The organism is Granulicella sibirica (assembly GCF_004115155.1).
GTDB classification, from domain to species: domain Bacteria; phylum Acidobacteriota; class Terriglobia; order Terriglobales; family Acidobacteriaceae; genus Edaphobacter; species Edaphobacter sibiricus.
Map to the genome: position 1 here is coordinate 940,536 of NZ_RDSM01000001.1, position 17,261 is coordinate 957,796.

18 protein-coding genes are annotated in these 17,261 nt (G+C 60.5%); 11 read left to right on the forward strand and 7 right to left on the reverse strand.

What is annotated here, in order from left to right; translation table 11 throughout:
* The first annotated feature begins 4 nt into the window (after positions 1-4).
* Complete coding sequence (gene dapF, locus GRAN_RS03870) at positions 5-868, forward strand: diaminopimelate epimerase (RefSeq protein ID WP_128911669.1); 864 nt, start codon at positions 5-7, stop codon at positions 866-868.
* A gap of 162 nt (positions 869-1,030) precedes the next feature.
* Here dapF and GRAN_RS03875 read toward each other — a convergent pair whose 3' ends face one another.
* Positions 1,031-1,402 carry a nuclear transport factor 2 family protein gene (locus tag GRAN_RS03875; RefSeq protein ID WP_128911670.1) on the reverse strand — a complete coding sequence of 124 codons (372 nt, stop codon included), beginning with the start codon at positions 1,400-1,402 and terminating at the stop codon, positions 1,031-1,033.
* 316 nt (positions 1,403-1,718) lie between these two features.
* Between GRAN_RS03875 and lepB the strand changes: the two genes are divergently transcribed.
* The 8 genes from lepB (at position 1,719) to GRAN_RS03915 (ending at position 9,682) form a co-directional block, all read left to right on the forward strand.
* Positions 1,719-2,558 (forward strand): signal peptidase I, encoded by an 840-nt coding sequence (gene lepB, locus GRAN_RS03880; protein WP_421800756.1) that lies wholly within the window; start codon positions 1,719-1,721, stop codon positions 2,556-2,558.
* Positions 2,559-2,628: 70 nt separating this feature from the next.
* On the forward strand, positions 2,629-3,597 hold the full coding sequence (locus tag GRAN_RS03885; RefSeq protein ID WP_128911671.1) for a S66 peptidase family protein: 969 nt from the start codon (positions 2,629-2,631) through the stop codon (positions 3,595-3,597).
* Positions 3,598-4,020: 423 nt separating this feature from the next.
* Positions 4,021-4,731, forward strand: coding sequence for a 4-hydroxy-tetrahydrodipicolinate reductase (dapB, locus tag GRAN_RS03890; RefSeq protein WP_128911672.1), 711 nt, complete (start codon positions 4,021-4,023; stop codon positions 4,729-4,731).
* A 111-nt stretch (positions 4,732-4,842) separates the two neighbouring features.
* Positions 4,843-6,132 (forward strand): aminopeptidase, encoded by a 1,290-nt coding sequence (locus GRAN_RS03895; RefSeq protein WP_128911673.1) that lies wholly within the window; start codon positions 4,843-4,845, stop codon positions 6,130-6,132.
* Between the two features lie 67 nt (positions 6,133-6,199).
* Positions 6,200-7,117: a 4-hydroxy-tetrahydrodipicolinate synthase gene (dapA, locus tag GRAN_RS03900; RefSeq protein WP_128911674.1), complete on the forward strand. Its 918-nt coding sequence runs from the start codon at positions 6,200-6,202 to the stop codon at positions 7,115-7,117.
* A 166-nt stretch (positions 7,118-7,283) separates the two neighbouring features.
* Positions 7,284-8,018 (forward strand): outer membrane beta-barrel protein, encoded by a 735-nt coding sequence (locus tag GRAN_RS03905; RefSeq protein WP_128911675.1) that lies wholly within the window; start codon positions 7,284-7,286, stop codon positions 8,016-8,018.
* A 106-nt stretch (positions 8,019-8,124) separates the two neighbouring features.
* A complete protein-coding gene (locus tag GRAN_RS03910) occupies positions 8,125-9,015 on the forward strand; it encodes a slipin family protein (RefSeq protein WP_128911676.1) in 891 nt (296 codons plus the stop codon).
* The gene (locus tag GRAN_RS03915; RefSeq protein WP_128911677.1) at positions 8,996-9,682 is read left to right on the forward strand and encodes an SPOR domain-containing protein; all 687 of its coding nucleotides are present in this window, start codon (positions 8,996-8,998) and stop codon (positions 9,680-9,682) included. The genes GRAN_RS03910 and GRAN_RS03915 overlap by 20 nt, the downstream gene beginning before the upstream one ends.
* Here the strand turns inward: GRAN_RS03915 and GRAN_RS03920 are convergent, their stop codons facing one another.
* Together GRAN_RS03920 and mpl are read right to left on the reverse strand one after the other, a co-directional pair.
* On the reverse strand, positions 9,683-10,408 hold the full coding sequence (locus GRAN_RS03920; protein ID WP_128911678.1) for a lysophospholipid acyltransferase family protein: 726 nt from the start codon (positions 10,406-10,408) through the stop codon (positions 9,683-9,685).
* Between the two features lie 4 nt (positions 10,409-10,412).
* A complete protein-coding gene (mpl, locus tag GRAN_RS03925) occupies positions 10,413-11,849 on the reverse strand; it encodes a UDP-N-acetylmuramate:L-alanyl-gamma-D-glutamyl-meso-diaminopimelate ligase (RefSeq protein WP_128911679.1) in 1,437 nt (478 codons plus the stop codon).
* Positions 11,850-12,476: 627 nt separating this feature from the next.
* Between mpl and GRAN_RS03930 the strand changes: the two genes are divergently transcribed.
* The gene (locus GRAN_RS03930) at positions 12,477-13,220 is read left to right on the forward strand and encodes a hypothetical protein (protein ID WP_128911680.1); all 744 of its coding nucleotides are present in this window, start codon (positions 12,477-12,479) and stop codon (positions 13,218-13,220) included.
* 20 nt (positions 13,221-13,240) lie between these two features.
* On the opposite strand, the gene GRAN_RS03935 is transcribed toward GRAN_RS03930, so the two are convergent.
* A complete protein-coding gene (locus GRAN_RS03935) occupies positions 13,241-13,549 on the reverse strand; it encodes a type II toxin-antitoxin system RelE/ParE family toxin (RefSeq protein WP_161570828.1) in 309 nt (102 codons plus the stop codon).
* Positions 13,546-13,755 carry an addiction module protein gene (locus GRAN_RS03940; protein WP_128911682.1) on the reverse strand — a complete coding sequence of 70 codons (210 nt, stop codon included), beginning with the start codon at positions 13,753-13,755 and terminating at the stop codon, positions 13,546-13,548. The genes GRAN_RS03935 and GRAN_RS03940 overlap by 4 nt, the downstream gene beginning before the upstream one ends.
* Positions 13,756-13,949: 194 nt before the next feature.
* On the opposite strand from GRAN_RS03940, the gene GRAN_RS03945 reads away from it, so the two are divergent.
* Positions 13,950-14,546, forward strand: coding sequence for a hypothetical protein (locus GRAN_RS03945; protein ID WP_128911683.1), 597 nt, complete (start codon positions 13,950-13,952; stop codon positions 14,544-14,546).
* A 117-nt stretch (positions 14,547-14,663) separates the two neighbouring features.
* Here the strand turns inward: GRAN_RS03945 and lysC are convergent, their stop codons facing one another.
* Positions 14,664-16,097: a lysine-sensitive aspartokinase 3 gene (gene lysC / locus GRAN_RS03950; protein ID WP_128911684.1), complete on the reverse strand. Its 1,434-nt coding sequence runs from the start codon at positions 16,095-16,097 to the stop codon at positions 14,664-14,666.
* Complete coding sequence (gene asd, locus GRAN_RS03955) at positions 16,094-17,194, reverse strand: aspartate-semialdehyde dehydrogenase (protein ID WP_128911685.1); 1,101 nt, start codon at positions 17,192-17,194, stop codon at positions 16,094-16,096. The genes lysC and asd overlap by 4 nt, the downstream gene beginning before the upstream one ends.
* Positions 17,195-17,261 lie beyond the last annotated feature (67 nt).

Consider the following 17,261-nt stretch of genomic DNA (forward strand, 5'->3'; position numbering starts at 1 on the left):
CACCATGCAAACGAACGATCTCCCACCGCTCGAAGAATCCCCCGCCCCAAAGACCCTCGCCTTCCTCCCCTTCGTCAAGGCCCACGCCAATGGCAACGACTTCCTCATCCTCGAAGAGTCAGTCGCCCACAAGAATCACGCCGCCCTCGCCCGCTGTCTCTGCCACCGCACCCAATCCATCGGAGCCGACGGCATCGAGTTCCTCGACCGCCGCCCCAACGGCGCCTTCTTCATCCGCCTCTTCAACTCCGACGGCTCCGAAGCCGAACTCTCCGGCAACGGCACCCGCTGCGTCGCCGCCTGGCTAGCCGCCACCGAAGGCCTTCAGCGCGTCACGCTGGAAACCCACGGTGGCCCCCGCGCCTGCGAGATCGTCGAGTCCCGCGACCCTCACTTCCTCATCCGCACCGGCATGGGCCTCCCCCGCGTCATGCCCCGCACCATCGACATCCCCAACATAGGCCCCATCCCCGGGGCCATGGTCAACGTCGGCAACCCCCACTTCGTCCTCTTCACCGACACCCCCGACTTCAGCGCCCACAACCTCCCTTGGCAGCAGCTAGGCGCCCTCATCGCCACCAGCCCCCTCTTCCCCCACGGCACCAACGTAGAGTTCGTAAGCGTCCGAAGCCCCGAAGAAATTGCCTTCCGCATTTACGAACGCGGCTGCGGCCCCACTACCTCCTCCGGCACCGGAACCTGCGCCAGCACCGCCGCCGCGATGACTCTCCGAAACACAAACCGCACCCTGAACGCCATAGCCGAGGGTGGTCCTCAAACCGTAACCTGGCCCACCCAGGAAGCCGAGATGCACCTAACCGGCCCCGCCGAAATCATCTGCCGAGGCGAAGCTCTCGGCGTGTCCTAACCATCCATCTCAGCCAAAACAGGCCAGGTGCCCACCTTAGCCGAAGGCTCCATCATCGGCTCAGGCGGGAGCGCAAACCGCCCAACCGCAAGCTCTTACCGTTGTAGCTTCTGTTCCCTTTCTGGTTGCCCTTTCCGAAGGGAATCTGCGTCTGCCCTGGCGTCAGTCCGCCATAGCCACCGAAGGCCCAAACGTAATCAAATTCACAATCTTCCCCTCCGAAGAAATCCGGAGAGAATCATGCCCCGTCATGGCATGCGTCCCATCCAACTGCACCAGAACCCACGTCATCAACGCAACATCATGGTGCGCGGAAATCTCCGTCACCTCAAAATGCGCTCCAGGAAACTTCTCCTGGAAGCCAGCCATATCCTCCAGAGCCGCCTCACGCCCACCCTGAAACTCCGGAACGAGGTACTGAACATCCGCAGCGAAAACGTCTTCCAGAATCTTCATCCGCTTCTCAACCGAAATAGCCTTCCAAGCCTTGACATACCGCCCATAAAGCTTCCCAACCTCTTCCTTCGTCATCATGTTCCTCCCGTCGCGTCTGCCACAGACCCACGATAGAAGGACCCTGCTGACACCGTACCGTCAGCACGAATCGCAACGCCTCGGACCGCCGACGTGAACTGCCCCTCAAATCCATCGCCTTTGTTTCTCTGGTTGTCATTCCCGAAGGAATTCTCTCTCCGCGATCGCATGGAACCAGGTGCCCCATCCTTTCCGACAGCTTCATCGTTGATAGGGTGGGGTATCGAGCAAAGCGAGACCGTTTTGGCCTAGCTTCCTACAACGCCGTTTAGAGGAAAGGACATGAGAAACTGAAATCCGTCCTTCAAGGAGTTGCGTGAGCGAACATCAGCAGGCAGGCTCGCCCGAAATCGATCAAGTAGCAACGGACAGTGCAGCTAACGGCCCAAGAGTGCTGAAACCGGCAACCGAAACGCCACTAGAGTCTCTATCCTCCATCTGCGCCGTACTTGCTGTGGGTCTGTTTGTTATGACCTTTATCTTCCAGAACTTTGTGATTCCCTCCGGCTCGATGGAGAAAACTCTCTTGATCGGCGATCACGTTCTGGTGGATCGCATCACCTTCGCGCCATCTGCCAGGTGGGCTCCGTTGGTCCGCTATCGCGAGCCCCAGCGCGGCGATGTCATCGTCTTTTATAAGCCAAATCCTGAGACTCCTGACCTCATCCTGGTGAAGCGCCTTATCGGAGTCCCTGGCGACCGCATTCACCTCGTCCACGGCGTTGTCTACCTCAACGGCGTTGCTCAGAATGAACGATATGCAGCCATGCCTGAGTCGTCATCCGATCCAGAGGATGCTTACAGCCCCGCGCGCGACGATTTCCCGGCAGATGGCACGCCACTTGGCTCGTTTGAGGTCTGGTCTCAGGCTTTACCTTCGCATGTCGAAAATGGCGATCTGATCGTGCCACACGGGAGCTTCTTTGCCATGGGTGATAACCGTGAGCACTCTGCGGACGGACGCTTTTGGGGTTTCGTGCCGCGCGAAAACATTTTAGGGCGGCCAATGTTTAACTATTGGTCGTTTGAAACGACCGCGCCCCAGATGGACGCACAACAGGAGAGCTTAGGGGCACGCGTCGGCGCATTCTTCACCACTGCTGTGCACCTAGTAGACAAAACCCGGTGGAGCAGGACTTTCCATCTCGTTCGCTAAACTGCTCCCAGAAAGTCGCGTTTTCGGCACCACTCCAATATCTCGTACCATGGCATGACCAACAAAAATCATGCGCACCCTCCTCAAGCCCACGCCCCTGGCCCCTGGCGCCACCCTCGCCATCGTCTCCCCCGCCAGCACCCCGAAACCCGACCGCGTCCAGCAGGGCATCCAAGCCCTCGAAGCCCTCGGCTACAAAACCAGACTCTACCCCAACGCCCTCAACAAGGGCCCCCTCTACTTCGCCGGAGACCGCGCCGAGCGCTTGGCCGACCTCCACGCCGCCTTCGCCGACCCTGAAATCGACGCAATTATCTGCACAAGGGGAGGCTGGGGCTCTGCTGAGCTTCTTCCCCACCTCGACCTCGAGATGATCCGCGCCAATCCCAAGCCCTTCCTCGGCTACTCCGACCACACCAGCCTCCACACCTACTTACTCAAGAGCCTGGGCCTCGTCACCTTCTACGCCCCCATGGTCGCCGCTGACTTCGCCCGCCGAAACGGCTACGACCAGGCAAGCTGGACCCACGCCCTCACCGGCTCCGATCCCTGGTCCCTCACCGCCACCGACGGCCTCCGCACCCTGCGCCCCGGCACCGCCACCGGCCAAATCGTCGGAGGCTGCCTCAGCATCTACACCGAGAGCATGGGTACCCCCTACGCCCCCAACGTCTACGCCCCCGACCTCCCCAACTTCCCCACCATCCTCTTCCTCGAAGACATCGGTACCAAGCCCTACCAGTGGGACCGCTACCTCCTCCACCTCCGCTTCGCTGGCCACCTCGCCACCGCCCAGGCCATCGTCTTCGGCGACATGAGCCAGAACATCGCCCCCGGGAATCCAGAAGACCTCGCCTTCCTCGAAGCGGTCCTCCTCAACAACCTCCGCGATTTCCAGGGCCCCATCGCCATCGGCCTCCGCAGCGGCCACGTCGACGCCCCCAACATCACCCTCCCCCTCGGCATCCAGGCCCAGCTCGACACCAGCGACCCCGACAACCCCCGCCTCACCTATCTCGAATCCGCCGTTCAGCCCTGACTTCCTGACGCTCCAGGAAATTCTTTTCAGAAAACAGATCGAAACCAAAAAAAATCACATGCTACGTCCTCGGCGTAAGCCCATCAACGCAAACAAGATATCGACGGCATAGTGCTTCCGGCACATTTTCTCAAGTACCAGCAGGGATCAAAGAACAAAGTGCGACCTCGATGCGCGCATAACCCTTTTGCTATGAGTGATTTGACTGCAACCCTCTTGCCTGAAGGAATTTGCGTCCTGCGATCAACGCAAATAAAACAAAATAAAAGGAATCGGGCGCGCTACAAAGGAGGAAGGGGGGAGCGGGCCAGAACGAGACGAAGCCTTCCTCGATGCGATATCCTCTCCTTTTCGGCAAAGGATCGCCGCCGCACCCTCTGAACGATCTCCCACCGTCTCTGCAACCGGAAAGAAACAGATCACATGCGCATTCTCGTCCTGGGACATGGCAAGACCGGCAAGCTCGTCGCCGAAGTGGCAAGCGAACGTGGACATGGCGTAAACGTCCTCGACGCCAGGGAAAACCAGAATGCCGCGGCTCTCACTCCCGCATTCCTGGCAGGCTTCGACGCCGTCATCGACTTCACCACACCTGAAGCGGTTATCCCCAACATGCGCGCCTGCCTCTTCTCCGGCGCCCGCATGGTCGTCGGAACCACAGGCTGGTACAGCAAGCTCAAGGACATGCGCGATCTCGCCGAGCGCAAGGATGCAGGTCTTCTCTACGGTTCTAACTTCTCTATCGGCGTACAGGTCATGCATCAACTCGCCGAGCAGATGGGAGCCGCGCTCTCGGGCGCAGGCTACGACTTTGCCATGAGCGAGACTCACCACATCACCAAGATGGATAAACCCTCCGGAACCGCCCTGACCCTCGTAGACGCCGTGGTCCAGGGATCTTCGTCCGCCGGAAAGACAGGCATCGCCAAGGAGCACATCCCAATCGAGGCCATCCGCGACGGCGACGCGCCTGGTCTCCATGTCCTTACCGCAACCTCCGGCGCCGACCGCCTCACCCTAACCCACGAAGCTTTTTCCCGCCGAGGCTTCGCCGAAGGCGCAGTCCGAGCTGCTGAATGGCTGGCTACCCGCAAAGGCTGCTATGACTTCCGCGAGGTCTTTACGAAGCTTTAGATCCAAAGCAGAACGCTGGACTTTCTCCGAAATGCAGCCCGGGGGGTAAGGTCCGACCGTTTTCGCTCTCATCGCCTTGCAACCACCATGCAAAACCCCTAACCTTAGGCCATGAGTCTCCCGGCTATTCTCGAGCAGGCCTCCGCCACCGCCACATTACCGTCATTTGAGAGCCTCACCTTCGAGCAGAAGCTCGATCGATTTGCCGAAGTCGCCGTCCGTGTGGGTCTCAACCTGGCCGAAGGTCAAGAGCTCTTGATCTCCGCTCCGATCGAAGCGCTTCCTTTGGTTCGCCGCATCACGGACCATGCCTACAAAGCTGGAGCGCTCCTCGTCACGAGCTTTTACGCCGACGATCCAGCCGTTCTCGCCCGTTACCAGTTCGCGCAGGATAAGAGCTTTGACTACGCTCCGACGTGGCTGCAGGAAGGAATCGCGAATGCCTTCCGCTCCGGGGCCGCTCGGCTCGCAATCTCCGGAGCGAATCCCGCTCTCCTCTCGGGTCAGGATCCAGGGAAGATCGCCCGCGCCAACGTCGCCGCCTCAAAGGCCAGCAAACCCGCAATGGAGATGATCACCCGCCACGATATCAACTGGTCGATCGTCGCCTACGCGACACCCGAATGGGCTAAACTCGCCTTCCCTGACGCTCCGGTAGAAATCGCCGTCGAAAAGCTCTGGGACGCGATCTTCAAGGCCTCGCGCATCACCGGCGCGGATCCCTGCGCCGACTGGCAGGAGCACACCACGTTCCTTAAATCCCGCGTCGACAAGCTAAACCAGAAGCACTACCACAGCCTGCACTTCAAGGGCTCAGGAACCGATCTCCACGTAGGTCTCGCCGACGACCACCTCTGGGCTGGCGGAGGAGGGCCATCCGGAAACGGAATCTTCTGCAACCCGAACATCCCGACTGAAGAATGCTTCACGACGCCCCACAAGGACCGTGTCGATGGCTTCGCACGCGCCTCGAAACCTCTCTCGCACCAGGGCACCCTGATCAAAGACATCGCGGTTCGCTTCGAAAAAGGGAAGATCGTCCAAGCAAGTGCAAGCGCTGGAGAGGATGCCCTCAAACGCCTGATCGCTACCGATGATGGGGCACGCCGCCTGGGTGAAGTTGCTCTCGTCCCCCACTCCTCGCCCATAGCGCAAACCGGAATCCTCTTCTGGAACACCCTCTTCGACGAGAACGCTGCGAGCCACATCGCACTCGGACAGGCCTACGCGACCTGCCTGATCGACGGCGAGAAGATGGACGAGACGACGCTTGCCGCCAAGGGAGCGAATCACAGTCTCATCCACGTGGACTGGATGATTGGATCCGCAGAGATCGACGTCGATGGTGTCGGCGCCGACGGAACGGCCGAACCGCTGATGCGCAGCGGAGAGTGGGTTTAGTCGCATTAGACCTGACTCCAAAGAACCTTACCTGCGATGCGCGCTCGTCGCGCTAAACTAAGCAGCGATGAACCTCCAAGGCTGCGGTACCGCGCTCATTACCCCATTTCAAGCTGACGGCAGCATCGACGAGTCCGCGCTCGTCGCACTCGTTGACTGGCAGATCGAATCGGGCGTTCACTTCCTGATCCCCTGTGGGACGACTGGCGAAGCCGCAACGCTCACCTCCTCTGAAACCGAGCGCGTCATCGAACTTGTGTGCGCCACTGCCGCGGGCCGAGTCCCGGTATTCGCAGGATGCACTCACAACTCCACCGCTGAAGCTGTGGCTCGGGTTCAAAGTTTGGCGAGAGTCCCCGGCCTGAGCGGCCTGCTCACGGCAAACCCGTATTACAACCGCCCGAACCAGGAAGGGCAGTACCAGCACTTCAAGGCGATCGCGAACGCAGTTGATCTGCCGATCCTGCTCTACAACATTCCCTCGCGCACGGGAGCCAATCTGGAGCCCGCAACAGTGCGGAGGCTGGCGGAGATCACAAATGTCATTGGAATCAAGGAGTCGAGCGGCAACCTAGTCCAGATCACGGAGCTTCTCACAACGCTGTCCCCGGAGTTCAAGGTCTTTGCCGGAGACGATGTGCTTGCGCTTCCCATCCTGGCACTCGGGGCCGTGGGCCTGATCTCGGTCGCCTCAAATGTCATCCCAGCCGAGACCGCTCGGTTGACACAGGCCGCCATCGATGGCGATTGGGCTAGGGCGCGCAGCATCAATCGCGAGTTCTACAAGCTGATGCAGTCTCTCTTCCTTGAACCGAGTCCTGCCCCGGCGAAGGCTCTGTTGAACATCATGGGACGCGCCCACGATGCCTTGCGGCTTCCTTTGGTCTCCGTCTCAGCTCCGGTTCGGCAGAGACTGGAGGATCTGATCGCGGAGATCGCGCAGTTACACGGAGTGTCGACCGCAAGAGATCTTCACATGGTCTAGCTGGCCGTCAGCCCTGGATTTCTTGACCGGTTCGCAACATCCGTTGTTTCTCGAACGTCCAAGAAACAACGGACGTTGCCTCGGCAGAAGCTTTTGCAACACGGCGCGTGGAGCTTCGAACCGGGTAGACTGAAAGTGCACGAGTGTGCGTAAGGAGCCTTTCCTGATGTTGATTTCTCTTGACCGGGCGTCTCACCGGTCCTCCCATCTGTCCACTACCCAGCCCTCTCGCCTCCACCGAATCGTCCGGCATATCTCTTTTCAAACCATGATGTGCGGCCTGGCTCTCGGAGCTCTGTGCATTGTTGGACAGACCCGGGCGGATGCGCAGGCGCAGGTGGTCACGGCGTTCGATCGCCAGTTGAGCCGGCTGGACCTGGCCGTGAGTGGCGCGGGCTACTTCAATACCAAGACGAGCGGAAACAACTACCTTGGTCAGCCTCTAGTCAACGATCCGGGAAACACACTCGGCGCAATCGTCACGATACGTTACACCGCGAGACCCTACGTAGGCTTTGAATTCAACTACGGTTACGCCCGTTTCACGCAGAACTTCTCGTCCATCGGCGGTGTGCAGTCGAACGCAAACGAGTACACCGTGGGATATGTTGCTCATCCCGGCTTCTCCGTCTTCGGGCTTCAGCCATTCGCGGCAATCGGTGCGGGCTCGATCGCCAATAAGCCGACTCCGGGCGGTGGCCAGGGGCTTCAGGAGCAGGCGCGCGCGGCGTACTACTACGGCGTCGGCGTAGATGACCTCTACTTCGGTCCACACTTCGGCTTCCGCGGACAGTTTCGGCAGCTTATCTCTCTCGCTCCGGACTACGGGCAGAACTACCTGACGATCAAGAAGCGGACCATCACGTCAGAGCCAGCATTTGGAATATTTCTGAAGTTCTAACGGTCTGGGTTCCTGCCTGCGGATTACTGAAACCCTCCCATCCTCGCTGGCATACAATCGCATCGGCCCCTCTGCGTGTTCGGCGGGTTCCTGAGAGCTGGTTGCCATGTTGCCCTTTCCATTGCTGATCGTTGTCGCCATTGTTGTCCTCTATGTCATCAACTCCATCAAGATCCTGAAGGAGTATGAGCGCGGTGTCGTCTTTCGTCTCGGACGTGTGCGCTCGGATGCGACAGGACCAGGTGTCGTGCTTGTGTTTCGGCCCATCGATCAGATCGTTCGAGTGAGCTTGCGGCAGGAAGCGATGGAGGTTCCATCGCAGGATGTCATTACGCGCGATAACGTCACGCTAAAAGTGAACGCGGTCATCACGCTGAGGGTCATTGATCCGGTCCGCGCCGTCATCGAGGTCTCGAACTACGTCTATCAGACCTCGCAGTTCGCGCAGACCACCTTGCGCTCTGTGCTTGGCGAGGTGGATCTGGACGAGCTCTTGGCTCACCGCGAGCAGTTGAACCAGAGGATCCAGACCATTATTGATGGGCACACAGCACCGTTCGGCGTAAAAGTGGTCTCGGTCGAGGTCAAGCAGGTTGATATGCCGGAATCGATGCTCCGCGCGATGGCAAAGCAGGCTGAAGCCGAGCGGGAACGCCGATCGAAGATTATCCATGCGGAAGGCGAGTACAACGCTGCGGGCAAACTCGTGGAAGCGGCCGCCCTTATGGCGACGCAGCCTATGACTCTACAGCTTCGATATCTTCAAACGCTGACGGAGATCGGCGTTGAGAAGAACACGACGATCGTGTTTCCGTTGCCAATGGAACTGATGAATCTGCTGAACAGGACGTTTGCTGGGACGGCGAGCGGAGTCGCAGGCCCGGTGAAGACGACTCCAGAGACTGCTCCTGTAGTTCCCGGCGCACGGTTTACTGGCTCGGACGCCGCGGCAACCCGCGAGATGGAGGACTTGAGCGATGAGCCTTCTGCGCAGTGAGAGTGATCTTGAGGATATGACAGACATGCACGACTCCGGACGAGACCGGGAGATTTCTCTTGGCACGTCAACACTGCTTGGAATCTTCTTTGCGCTGGCCTTGGTGTGTTCGGCCTTCTTTGGCTTTGGTTATTCGCTTGGGCGCAAATCGGCTCAACCAACCGGTGCACCGGTTGTTGCTGCGACTACTGACGCGCCAGCCAGCGGTGGCCTGTTCAAGAGCTTCAAACCTTCGCCTGGAAGTCCTGTGAAGGCGAGTGCAACGTCTTCCTCCGATGGGGATGAGGCTTCTAAGGCAGTTACGGCTCCCGCAACGAGGACCGAAGTGGTTGCGGTAGAGAAGAAGGCGTTTGACCCGGATGCGTCCGTTGTGGGAGATGAGCCTGCGCCTGCGCCGAAGACTGCTCCAATCGTTCGTCAGGCCCCTGCTGTCGTTGCTCCGGTCGCTGGTGGGACGGCGGTTGTGCAGGTTGCGGCTGTGTCACACCAGGAGGACGCTGATGTACTGCTCTCAGCGCTCCGGCGCAAGGGTTACAGCGTGAGTGTCCGGCAGGAACCGCAGGACAAGCTGCTGCATGTGCAGCTTGGTCCTTACGCCTCGAAGAAGGATGCCGAGGCAATGCGGCAGAAGCTGCTTGGCGATGGTTACAACGCGATCGTGAAGTAGCTAGACGTTGAGCGCGATCGGCTTCATTGCGGCTGGAAGTGCGGCGGCGATAGAGGCGTGAACGGCGCGCATCAGTTCGTCGCGGGTGGCGAAGGCGGAAGGATAGATCGCGGGCAGGAACTGGATACGGGCGGTTCCTGGGACGATGGCTGCGCTTCCCTTGCGGAGCATGTGTTCCGTGCCGGAGATGGCGATCGGGACGATCGGTGCGAGCGTCTGCTGCGCGAGGAAGAATGGACCCTTTTTGAAAGTCGAGAGACGACCGTCGGTGGAGCGCGTCCCTTCGGGGTAGACGAGGATATTCAGGCCAGAGCGGAGTGCCGCGGCAGCAGCTGCGACGCTGGCTGCGGCAGATTCGCGGCGGCTTCCGCGCTCGACGGGTACGAACTGGGCCATGCGCATCGCCGTTCCAAGAATCGGGATCTTCATCAACTCTTTCTTGAGGAGGACTGAGGATCGGCCTGGGAGCGATGGGAGAAGAACTGGTGGGTCGAGGTTCGAGACGTGGTTGGACATGAAGATCACGCTCTCGGCTTTGGGCACGTTTTCGAGGCCGATCGAGTCGACTTTTATGCCAGCCGCCCTGAGAGCTAGACGAATGATGCGCATGGCCACTCGGTATAGAGGCGAGATGTCCTTGATGAGCCGGGCGTGTGGGATGCCGATGATTCCGGCGAGCGGCCCGAGCGCGGTGAGGACGAAAAGAAACTTGAACGAAGCGAACATTGAATTAGTTGAGGATATCAGCCGGTGCTTCGGCGATGGCATTGGGAAGTTTTTCGTAGATGTTGCCAAAACCGCCGTTGGAGAGAATCGCGATGACATCTCCGGATTTCAGTTGAGGGGTAAGCGCTTCGACGATGGCATCGGCGTCCGGGTAGACGGTGGCGGGAATGTTGCGGGCGCGGAGGCTGGCAGCGACATTTTCAGGGTGGAGACGCTCGGTGACGGGGATGGATTCGCTCTTGAAGACGCCCGCGAGGACGACCTGGTCGGCTAGGGCGAGGGAGTCGACCAGGTCCTGCTCGAAGACGTTGCGGCGGAGCGTGTTCGAGCGGGGCTCGAGGATGGCGACGAGACGGCGTCCGCGATAGCTGGTGCGCAGGGCGCGGAGGGTCTCCCGGATGGCGGTGGGGTGGTGCGCGAAGTCGTCGATGATGGTGATGCCGTGGACCTCTGCGCGGACCTCGAGGCGCCGCTTGACGCTGCGGAAGGTGGCGAGGGCTTCGACGATGGCCTCCGTTGGAACGCCTTGGCCAGCGGCCAGCGCGGCTGCGGCCGTGGCGTTGAAGGCATTGTGCTCACCGGCCATTGGGAGGGTGAGCGTGGCGAAGGGCTCGCCTTTGCGGCGGAGGTCCCAGGTCGAGGTTGTGCCCTCGTGAGTGAGGTTGGCGATGTGCCAGTAAGAGCTGGGCAGGAGGCCGTAGCGCTCGACGGCGCAGAAGGCTCGGTCGATGCACTCGGTGACGTTCAGGCTGGCGTCGAACGCGACGACACGACCTCGGCGGGGAATGAGGTTGACGAGGCGTTTGAAGGCGGTCTTGACGGCTGGTAGATCGGGGTAGATGTCGGCGTGATCGAACTCGACGTGGGTGAGGATGGCGGCGTCGGGAAAGTAGTGGAGGAACTTAGGCCCCTTGTCGAAGAAGGCGGTGTCGTACTCGTCACCTTCAAGGAGGAAGGGCCTGGTGCCGCGGACCAGGAAGGAACGTCCGAAGTTCTCGGCGAGGCCTCCGATGAGGAAGCTTGGAGCGAGTTCGGGGTGGGTGTGGCTGGCGACCTCGTAGATCCAGGCGAGCATGCTTGTCGTGGTGGTCTTGCCGTGGGTTCCGGCGACGACGAGGGATTCGCGGTTGGGGAGGAACTCGTCGTGGAGAAGCGCGGCCATGCTGGTGAAGGGGATGCGCTGGTCGAGGACGTATTCGAGTTCGACGTTCCCTCGGGAGATGGCGTTTCCGACGACTACCAAATCGGGGCGTGGCGTGAGGTTGATTTCGGCGTAGGGCTCGTGGACAGGGATGCGGAGGGCGGCGAGTTGGTCGGACATCGGCGGGTAAGCGGCGGCGTCGGAGCCGGTGACGCTGTGGCCGATCTGTTGGAGCATGCCTGCGAGAGAGGCCATCGCTGTGCCGCAGATGCCGATGAGGTGAATGTGTTTTGTCTTCATGGCTTCGTGATCCGCACCTGTCTCAGGAGGTACCCCCCCTATGTAGTGGGTGACTTTCTTTGTTTTGTGCAGCTTACGCCGATATTTTTTTGCAAATTCCTCCAAACAAAGGAGTTGCGGGTAAATTCCTCAAAAGAAAAGGGTTGCGGCGATCCCCATTCTGGAGTGTGATCCCGGCGATGAATACTTTTTCTCATGTTTCAAGTGTACCGGACTCACCATAACTGATGTGACAGGGCTATCTTCCTTATTTTGAGTGATTTGCGCGATTTTGGACTTGACATGCGGAAATGCTGGTTTTTCTTGCGATTATTTTTGTAAGTGGTTCAAATGATTCGGTTTGTAGTGACTACTTCGGCTGGTGGAGTGGCGGATGGTGCTGAGGATGGGTGCCTCAGGGGCTGAAGCCCCTTTTCCAGATGTTTTCTGATGGCACGGCTGAAGCCGTGCCATCAAGCAGGACGAGCAAGACGCGCGTATGGAGAGGGAGGCGAGAGCCGCTGGAGGCGCGCAGGATTCGAGCGAAGTTGTTGCCGTCGTGAGCTTGCGCTTTGCTTTGGCTGGCGCGTCTACACTACGAGGGCGGGGTTGATCCAATCCCGCCCCAAGACGAAGGACTGACCGCCTATGCAGCCGCCTCTCCATCCCGGAGTGCCCGTTCGCACCGGTCCGAGCTTCTATCTGACCGGACGCCAACCGCTGCGGCCCGGAGCTATCGTGCTGGCTGTCGTGGGTGCCGTGATTGCGTTGTCGTCGGTGCTGTATGCGCTTGGTCACAACGGACGTCTGGCTCTGAGTTCCGGCAGCCCGGGTGATGATCGTTCCGCCAGCACCACCTCTGGAGCGGCTCCGGGTGCTGACGACAAAGACGACAAGGATGATGATCCGAACCAGGTCGACACCATCGTTCTGGGTGATCCGAGCGATGCTCCTGTGCCTGGGAGACGGGGAGATCACGTCAGTCCGGTTCACGCTACCATTCTTGTTCGGCTGCCCCGGTATGGGGACCAGGTGGGGCTTATCCCTGACAGCCCGGCGGGCCATCTGCTCTACGGATGGCTTGCGGCTTTCAACCACGCGAGTCCTTCGGCGCTGGGGGATGTCCTGCCCAACGTTTCGCCTGAAGCCGCGATTGCGGCGCAGATGGAGCTTCGGCAGCAGAGCGGAGGGTTCAACCTGCTTTCGGCCAAAGAGGTGCAGCCTGGGATGCTGGTGTTTCGGCTGCGCGACCAGACTCCCGAGGCGAAGGAGGTGTTGGGGACGCTGCAGGTGCGTCCGGGGTCGAGCCCGGCTGCGATTGGGAGTTTCAGCTTGCGGGGTGTTCCCTCGCCGCGCCGGACCTCTACGACTGAGGCTGCGCCACCGCGATGAAGCGACTACCGGGGAAACCCTCAGGATGGGTTTGATGGACGGGTCTTCCAGTGCCGGGGGTTCCGCTTTCCGTGAAAGCAGGCGATCACGACGATCCGATTCGGCTCGTCGATGAAGAAGATGCCATAGGGAAAGCGGCGAACGCCGGCTCGTCTGCGGTTCCTGTCCGCGACGGCGAAGAGCAATGGGTTGGCGGAGATGTTCTCCATGGTTGCGTCGATCGCCTGAGCGAACCGGATTCCAAGCTCCGGGCGCACGTTACTGTACCAGGCCGCGGCTTCTTTCAGTTCTGCAACCGCTTCGGGCAGCCATACGACCGGCAGGTTCACTTCTTGAATAGATCCGCTCTGACTTGCTCCCATGGAATCACAGCGGAGGAGTCCTGTGCATAGCTCGCCATGCGCCGATCGAGTTCCGAGGATTGTTCGTCGGTCAGGTCGGGCGGATGGGCCTCGATGTTCTCCCAGAGTGCGTCGAGCAAGTCGAACTTTTCCGCGACGGATAGACTGCTGATCTGGCTCGGGAGATTGGTCATGATTTTCAGCTTAAGAAGGTTGGGGATGGGTGTCAATCGCCTTAGACTTCGCCGGCGCGCGTCACGCTGCGGCACGCGGAATCACGAAGATGCCGATGACAACGACTTCGCGGGAGCTTTATCGTGAAAGGCTCCATTCGACGTTTGGGCGACACCTAGAATGGAAATGATTCTCTTTGAAAGCGAGCGCGTCAATGCCCAGAGTCAAGGTCTTGAAGGGAGTTGCACACAACCTTGGTAGCTCGTTCATCAGCTTGATGAACTACACCGCCGATGATTATTCAATGGGACACATCCTCCGATTTGCGCGGGAAAGTGAATGCAGCACGCTGACGATAGACCTGCTCCACGGCACGGGCAATCCAGCCGGGCTGCTGCAGGACCCTATCTCCGATTTGCCAAGTAGGTATTTAGGGATGTTCCACCGGCTGGTTGAGAGCGCCGGATCGGATCGAAGCCTCATCCAAACGGCGACACTCACGCTTACTTACGACCTGCTCAGTAGCCAACCAAGCCCGATCCCGAGTGAGCCACAGAGCGCCTACACCTGTGATGTTTCCATCGTGGACAAACGCGGCAAGGACTATGCAGCACGGTTTGATGGCTGGTGGTTCGTTGAGAGGGCGGAACACAACCGCCTCGTTACAGCTTCGAACATGAAGGGATCGTTAGAGCGCAAGCCGAGATCATGGCGCTGGCCGTGGATTGTTCTAGCTGTTGTCCTTGCCTTAGGAATCGGCTTTGTAGTCTGGGTTTTTGTGCTGGCTCACACCTTCAAGAATGGAATCTGAGACGTTTGCGTAATGCCTCTAACTTGCCGACCCGCTGAATTCTCAGCCAACGCACGCAAAACGGTGTTATCGGAAATCGATCGTGTAGACTAACCCGCCGCCGACCGAAGCACCCGCCTAGGCGGTCGCGATGGCGGAAATGCGGGCGGTGAGGTCGAAGACGGTGGGGTCGGGGTCGGTGAAGAAGGCCTTGTGGAGGGAGCGGATGGCTTCTTCGACGTCTTCTTCGTCGATCATGAAGCTCATGTTGATCTCGCTGGCTCCCTGCGAGATCATGCGCAGGTTCACATGGGAGACGGCGGAGAAGACGCGGCCGGCGATGCCGTTGTGGCCTCGGATGTCTTCGCCTACGAGGCAGATGAGGGCTTTCTTGCCTTCGTATTTCACGTCGGCGATCTTGCCTAGTTCGGCGCAGATCTCGGGGAGTTTTTCGTTGGAATCGACGGTGAGCGAGATGGAGACTTCGCTGGTGGAGACCATGTCGATGGCGCACTGGTATTTGTCGAAGACGTCGAAGACGGCCTTGAGGTAGCCGTGGGACATGAGCATGCGGCTGGCGACCACATCGATGATGGTGAGGCGCTTTTTGGCGGCGATGCTCTTGAAGGGGCTGGCGCAAGGGGGGCTTACGGCGACGATTTTCGTGCCTTCGTTTTCGGCGTTGCGCGAGTTGAGGACCCAGACGGGGATGGACTTCTGGACGGCGGGGAGGATGGTCGCGGGGTGGAGGACCTTGGCGCCGAAGTAGGCGAGTTCGGCGGCCTCTTCGAAGCTGATGGTCTTGACGCGGAGGGCGTCGGGACAGATGCGGGGGTCGGTGGTCATGATGCCGTTGACGTCGGTCCAGATTTCGATGGCTCCGGCATGGAGGCCTCCGCCGACGAGGGCGGCGGTGTAATCGGAGCCTCCCCGGCCTAAGGTGGTGGTGATGCCCTGGGCGTTGGAGCCGATGAAGCCGCCCATGACGGGGGTCTTGCCGGCTTCGATGAGGGGGAGGACGTGCTTGTGGAGGGCCGCCTCAATGGCGGCTTCCTGCGGGGTGGCCTTGCCGTAGTGGTCGTCGGTGATGATGCAGTGGCGGGCTTCGACGTGGGCGCCTTCGAGGCCGCGCTGGGCGAAGGCGGCCGCGACCATGCGGCTGGAGAGGCGTTCGCCGAAGCTGGTGACGAGGTCGTTGGTGCGGGGGGTGAGCTCGCCGACGGCGGCAATGCCGCGAAGGAGATCGTCGAGGGCGTCGAACTCGCTGTGGAGGGCGGCATGGAGGACGGGGAGGTCGGCTTCGCCGAGGAGAGCCATGGCGGTGTCGGCGTGGCGGTTGCGGAGGCGTGCGGCGAGGGCGAGGGCTCCGGCCTTGTCGCCACGGCCGGCGGAGGCGGCGGCGGCAAGGAGCTGGTCGGTGACGCGGGCCATGGCGGAGACGACGACGACCGCGGAGAGGCCCTTGTCGCGGCGGCCCTTGACGATGGCGGCAGTGCGGTTCATGGCGACGGCGTCTTCGACCGAGGTTCCACCGAACTTCATGACGACGAGGTGTTCGCGGACTGTGCTCATGCGGTGACCAGCTTCTTCTTCGACTCGAACTTGCCGAGGCGCGCGAGGACTTCGGCGTTGAGGATAGCCGCACCGGCGGCGCCGCGGATGGTGTTGTGGGAGAGGACGACGAACTTCCAGTCGAGCAGAGAGCAGGGGCGGAGACGGCCGACGGTGGAGGCCATGCCTTTGCCGCGCATGCGGTCGAGGCGGGGCTGGGGGCGGTCGATGGCGTGGTCGTACTCGATGGGCTGGTCTGGGGCGGAGGGGAGATGCTGGCCAGCGAGGGGGTTGAAGTCGGCCCAGGCGGCGAGGATCTCTTCGTGGGTTGCGGGCTTGCGCAGCTTGATGGAGACGCACTCCATGTGGCCGTCTTCGACCGCCACGCGGTTGCAGTGCGCAGTGAGTCTGGCTTCGAGCATCTCGATGTGGTCGCCCTTGTAGGCTCCGAGGAGCTTGAAGACCTCTTCCTGGAGCTTTTCCTCTTCGTTCTTGATGAAGGGGATGACGTTGCCGAGGATGTCGAGCGAGGCGACGCCGGGATAGCCTGCTCCGCTGACGGCCTGCATGGTGGAAACGAAGAGACTCTCGATGCCGAACTTCTCTTCTAACGCCTTGAGGGGGAGGACAAGTCCGATGGCGCAGCAGTTTGGGTTGGTGACGATGTAGCCGCCGGGATGGGAGCCGGGTTGGGCTTCGCGGCGCCAGGTTTGTTTTTCGATCAGGGAGAGGTGGTCGGCGTTGACTTCGGGGACGACGAGGGGGACGTCGGAGACCATGCGGAAGGCGCTGGAGTTGGAGATGACGGCGCAACCGGCGGAGGCGAACTTGGGCTCTAGATCGCGGGCGATATCGGCGTCGAGGGCGGCAAAGATGATCTTGGGCAGCTCGCCTACGGCGCCTTCGGGCACGTTGGGCTGGAGGGTCATGCCGGCGATGCGCTTCGGCAAGGGCGTGTCGAGCTTCCAACGGCAGGCGTCGGCGTAGGTCTTGCCGGCCGAGCGGTCACTTGCCGCAAGCCACGTGATCTCGAACCAGGGGTGATTGGAGAGGAGTTGGATGAATCGCTGGCCCACCATGCCGGTGGCGCCGAGAATGCCTACATTTCGCCGTTCCATCCCAATAGGATAACGCGGAAATACAGTGGCGGAGATAGGACGGAAGGTGTAGAGAAGAGGATCGAGA